The organism is Sphingomonas sp. UYEF23 (assembly GCF_040546165.1).
Classification (GTDB): Bacteria; Pseudomonadota; Alphaproteobacteria; order Sphingomonadales; family Sphingomonadaceae; genus Sphingomonas; species Sphingomonas glacialis.
In genome coordinates, this window is the sequence record NZ_JBEPNG010000023.1 from 1 (window position 1) to 4265 (window position 4265).

The 4265-nt window shown below is 57.2% G+C and carries 5 protein-coding genes and 2 pseudogenes; 3 read left to right on the forward strand and 4 right to left on the reverse strand.

Annotation, left to right across the window (positions count from 1 at the left end; all coding sequences use genetic code 11):
* A partial coding sequence (locus ABIB28_RS18380) for a hypothetical protein (protein WP_354289549.1) occupies window positions 1-189 on the reverse strand: 189 nt, incomplete at its 3' end.
* A gap of 187 nt (window positions 190-376) precedes the next feature.
* Here ABIB28_RS18380 and ABIB28_RS18385 point away from each other — a divergent pair.
* Window positions 377-682 (forward strand): hypothetical protein, encoded by a 306-nt coding sequence (locus ABIB28_RS18385; RefSeq protein WP_354289551.1) that lies wholly within the window; start codon window positions 377-379, stop codon window positions 680-682.
* A 414-nt stretch (window positions 683-1096) separates the two neighbouring features.
* On the opposite strand, the pseudogene ABIB28_RS18390 reads toward ABIB28_RS18385, so the two are convergent.
* A pseudogene (locus tag ABIB28_RS18390) lies at window positions 1097-1249 on the reverse strand (IS30 family transposase); the annotation flags it as partial.
* 312 nt (window positions 1250-1561) lie between these two features.
* Window positions 1562-1963, reverse strand: coding sequence for a Ros/MucR family transcriptional regulator (locus ABIB28_RS18395; RefSeq protein WP_354289553.1), 402 nt, complete (start codon window positions 1961-1963; stop codon window positions 1562-1564).
* Between the two features lie 589 nt (window positions 1964-2552).
* On the opposite strand from ABIB28_RS18395, the gene ABIB28_RS18525 reads away from it, so the two are divergent.
* Both ABIB28_RS18525 and ABIB28_RS18400 read left to right on the forward strand, forming a co-directional pair.
* Complete coding sequence (locus ABIB28_RS18525; RefSeq protein ID WP_502958259.1) at window positions 2553-2813, forward strand: DUF6894 family protein; 261 nt, start codon at window positions 2553-2555, stop codon at window positions 2811-2813.
* A 279-nt stretch (window positions 2814-3092) separates the two neighbouring features.
* Complete coding sequence (locus ABIB28_RS18400; protein ID WP_354289555.1) at window positions 3093-3371, forward strand: DUF6894 family protein; 279 nt, start codon at window positions 3093-3095, stop codon at window positions 3369-3371.
* Between the two features lie 174 nt (window positions 3372-3545).
* On the opposite strand, the pseudogene ABIB28_RS18405 reads toward ABIB28_RS18400, so the two are convergent.
* A pseudogene (locus ABIB28_RS18405) lies at window positions 3546-4169 on the reverse strand (IS3 family transposase); the annotation flags it as partial.
* Window positions 4170-4265 lie beyond the last annotated feature (96 nt).

A 4265-nucleotide genomic window follows, 5' to 3' on the forward strand; every position in this document is an offset into this window, starting at 1 on the left:
ATGCGCTTCAACGCGCGCCAGCCTGTTTAGGGACCTCACCGGCGGATTTCCATCAGGGCCAGCGGCCATAAAACGCCGCACAAACAGGCCGGACAAATGAAAGCAACCGATCAAACCCATCCCGACAAAATGCCCTTGCCAAGGGGGCGTCCACATATGAATCAGATCGCGCGGCCAAGGGAATCCCATTTATGGGTCCTGACCCTAGAGCGGCCCTTCCGCAAGCGACCACTTGCAGACAGTCGCGAAAAGGCGCTCATGGCTAACTGAACCAAGGGCTGGAGCACGCTCGTGACACATTTGCCCTTACGCGATCATCTTCAATGTCAGGCCAAGGCTATTGCGATGGACGCTATGGCCGCCGTTGCCGTCCCGCGTGAAAATCGAGTACGATATGCTGCCTTGGCTGCTGATTGGCGCGCCCTTGCCGCGACCGATCAAGTTGACGACGGCTTACGCGCAGTTCTTGAACAGATCAGACGCGATTATCGCCAATAAATCACCAGGTTTTGCCATCCGTCCGTCCGGCGCATTGCGATCCGACGCGGAAGCGGAGCGGCGGCTATCTGGTGGAAACGCGGGCAGAAGGCACGCGTCCAAACCACATCGGAAATACTGTACGCGCCAGCTTGCGAGATGTTCGACCCGTCTGCCGAGGGGCCTCTATACGGATGTGACCTAAACGGCTTGCGATTTTAGAACGGATATGCGGGCGGCATAGCGGTCCGCCATGCCTAGGTGCGCAAGCTGCGCAGCAATATCCCCCGGCACTTCTGCCAACTAGCGGGATTGTCGTTCGCGCACCACAAGGAATGCCATATCTTCAGATTCGGCCATGTTGATACTCCACGTGCAAGCGGGAGCCGGTCTTTGCCCTCGGTCGCCATCCTGCTCGCGGCATGATCGGTGGCGATGTCTTACTATATCACGAAAAGCCGAGCTGGTTAGGCCAAATCCCTATCTCGCTCCGTAAAGGCCGAACGACTGCTCACCACCATGTATCGCCGTTCGGGCCGCAACCCAGCGCGTACGTCGCCCGGAAGCCCACCGACCGCTATCGGGCGAGAAAGCGGATCGGCTGAAATCGACGGTGGGTTCAACGGGTCGCCGCAACACGCTCTGCAAATATTTCAGAGGGCGTCCGATACATCAAGGTCTTTCTGGGGCGCTCGTTGAGTTGGCGGGCGATGGCGCTGAGTTTGGCCTGGCTATAGAGGGAGAGATCGGTCCCCTTGGGTGTGGATTGGCGCCGAAAACGGGACCCCGGTAGTTCCTCGCCAAGCTATTGAATCGGCGTCGAAACCTTACATAACCAGGGGTCCAATCGGCGCGGATTGGGACCCCTTAATACCCATACTCTTAAAGGATTACAGGTAGTTGCTCCGCTCCGACCGGGGTCTCGCTTTCGACGCCGATCCACAGCCACCTCACCGGGCACATCCGTAAATATGCTGAAATATGCCTAAACCCAATTTACTAATCAGGCTTGCACGTCGCGCCGAAGCCGTGAGCGAGCTGCACGTACTTATCGATCCTGACCGTAATAACACGGTGGCACGGCCTAGCTCTGCGCCCTCTGCCGACCCAAGCCGTTCGCCTTGGCGAGGCCCGAACGTTTCGCGCTGTATTCAGCCGACACCATCGAATAGGAAGCGGGAAGCGACCACTTTGCACGATACTGGTCAGGGGTTAGGTCATGCATCGCAAGATGCTTCTTTATCGATTTGAAGCGCTTTCCGCATTCGAGGCAGCCAACCGAGTCCGGCTTGACGCTTGCCCGGATCGTCATGGCGGGCGTGGATACCTCAATGGCCCCGACCGTCGCAGTCGTGCCCTGAAGCCCTGCTAAGATTTTATAGACGGCGTTGATCAGGTGCGGCACCTCTTTCGCCGCAACCACGTTCGAGGCCACGTATGCGCCTACGATGTCACCGACATGGATAAGTAATTTTGCGCTAGTCATCTGCGGCGAGCTACACCTTTTTGATCGGAATAAAACAGAAAATGGTTTAGGTGTGCTACTCGTGTAAGCCAACCTTAAACTGATTGCAGGCGATGGGGTGACCGAAGCCCGCGCATTTTGCCCGCCGTACTGTTCAATCGTGCCGCAAAGGAATACGATCCTTCAATGAACGACGATCCTAATCAGTACAGAAAGCGTGCTGACGCCGAACGTGCGAATGCAGAGGCTGCTACGCTGCCTAATCTCCGTATCCGGGCACTGCAATCGGCAGAGCGATGGGACGAGATGGCGATACGTGCCGAACGGGTCAAAGTCCTCGCGGCGGAACGGAATAATCCGAAAAGTGCTTAGCGTCATTTGCGTCGATTGCTGCTGTTCCGAACGCCTCGTCGGCGTCACGCTATAATTTTTACGGACACGGTGATATTAAACGCGACGTGATGGGTCGCCTATCGGCACGCCATGCGTGCCCCCACTCGGTCCATGAGTGGCACTCGCGCCACGCTAGGAGTGAGGTGGCAGCCAGGTTCGGGCATGTAAGATTTTTGGCTTGTTAGCGGCGTGGGTTACCTTAAGGTAGGCAAAAAGGATGCTGTATCGCCTCCACCTCCGATGGGACGGTGAGATGTTCCCCGACGCACAGGGCATGGACCTTCCCGACTTAGAAGCGGCTTGCTTCCACGCAACGAAGATCGCGCAGGATATCATGGGTGAGGAAGCTAGGAACGGCAGACTCCCGCTAACATGGTCGATCGAGGTGGAGGACGAATTTTGGCGAGATCGTTGCCGAAATTCCGTTCCGGGACGCGATGACTGTTCACTAGCCAACTTAAAAAGTAACCGATGCTAAATCGAAAATATGGTAGTCAATGACTTGTGGCGAGTCGCCCACTGACGCGGCACGAGTGGCTTTCCCTCCGTCTACCCCCCGCTGACGGAGGGAAAGTTTAAATTGGTGAGAGCCAGCGCACCCCCGGCGCGCGGCTCAATCACCTTCGCTCTGATGGACGCAACATTGACCATAATCAAGCTTCGGTTTTCGAATTGGCGAACTCGTACGGCTTGAGGGCTTGTCAAAAATAATTAGCCCGTATCGAAAGTATCATTTAGATTAATCACATCGCGCCTAATGTCGGTTAAAGAACGCGGCTCAGCCAGCTGCTATACCAGTCATATGTTGTACCGTTTAAACCTCGCTTGCGATGGTGAGATAATCCCCGATGAAGAAGGGGTGGAGCTACCGAACCTTGAAACCGCATGTTTTCGCGCCACGAGGATAGCCCGCGAGATTATTGGTGAGGAAGCCAAAAGCGGAAGGTTGCCCCTTTGTTGGTCCATCGAAATCACCGATGAAACTGGCGTGACCGTGGCGACCATGCCCTTCGCGGATACGGTAACGCTTCGCTAGGAAAGACGCTTTGACCGTCGTCTTTCGGCCGACGACCCGACTCAACGGTCGTGAGGTCCTCCCCAACTGCCTGCCCTCCAGCTCGAAGCCCAAAACCCTCTAACCCTTAAGCAACGGCGTCCCCATATAGGGCATGTAGGAGATTGAGCTGCTGCCGGTCCCATGGACACCAAGTTAGGCTACATTAGCCTGCTTCTCGAAGTCCATGGGGCTGAGATACCCAAGGGTCGAGTGCCTGCGTGTGGGGTTGTAGAAGCGCTCGATGTAATCGAACACGTCCTGCCTTGCCTGATTGCGCGTGCGGTAGGTTTTGCGCGCGATCCGTTCGGTCTTGAGCGAGGAGAAGAAGCTCTCCATCGCAGCATTGTCCCAAACGTTGCCGGAGCGGCTCATCGAGCATGTGACGCCATTATCGGCCATCAGTCGCTGGAACTGCTCGCTGGTATATTGGCTGCCCTGGTCCGAGTGGTGCAGCAGCGCATCGGGCTTGCCACGCCGCCAGATTGCCATGACCAGCGCGTCGGTGACGAGCTGCGCCGTCATCGTGTCACTCATCGACCAGCCGACCACCCGCCTTGAGAACAAGTCGATCACCGCGGCTGCGTACAGCCATCCTTCGGCGGTCCAGATGTAAGTGAAGTCGGCAACCCACTTCTGGTTGGGCGCGTCGGCGGTGAACTGCCGATCGAGCACATTGCCGGCAATAACCGAGCGCACACCATCGTCCTTGGGAAGGCCCCGGCGGCGCGGGCGTGCCATCAACCCGTGCAGGCGCATCAGCCGCTCGACACGATGCAGGTGTCAACGCCGGTCGGATTCCAGGCCAGCGGGGCGGAGTAAAAGCAGGCCATTGTTGATGCGGGCCTGACGATATGAAGAGGGCCCCGATCGGGG

Excerpts from the sequence above, each read along its gene's own strand:
- ABIB28_RS18395 (WP_354289553.1), bottom strand. The coding sequence starts at position 1,963 with ATGACTAGCGCAAAATTACTTATCCATGTCGGTGACATCGTAGGCGCA.
- ABIB28_RS18525 (WP_502958259.1), top strand. The coding sequence starts at position 2,553 with ATGCTGTATCGCCTCCACCTCCGATGGGACGGTGAGATGTTCCCCGAC.
- ABIB28_RS18400 (WP_354289555.1), top strand. The coding sequence starts at position 3,093 with ATGTCGGTTAAAGAACGCGGCTCAGCCAGCTGCTATACCAGTCATATG.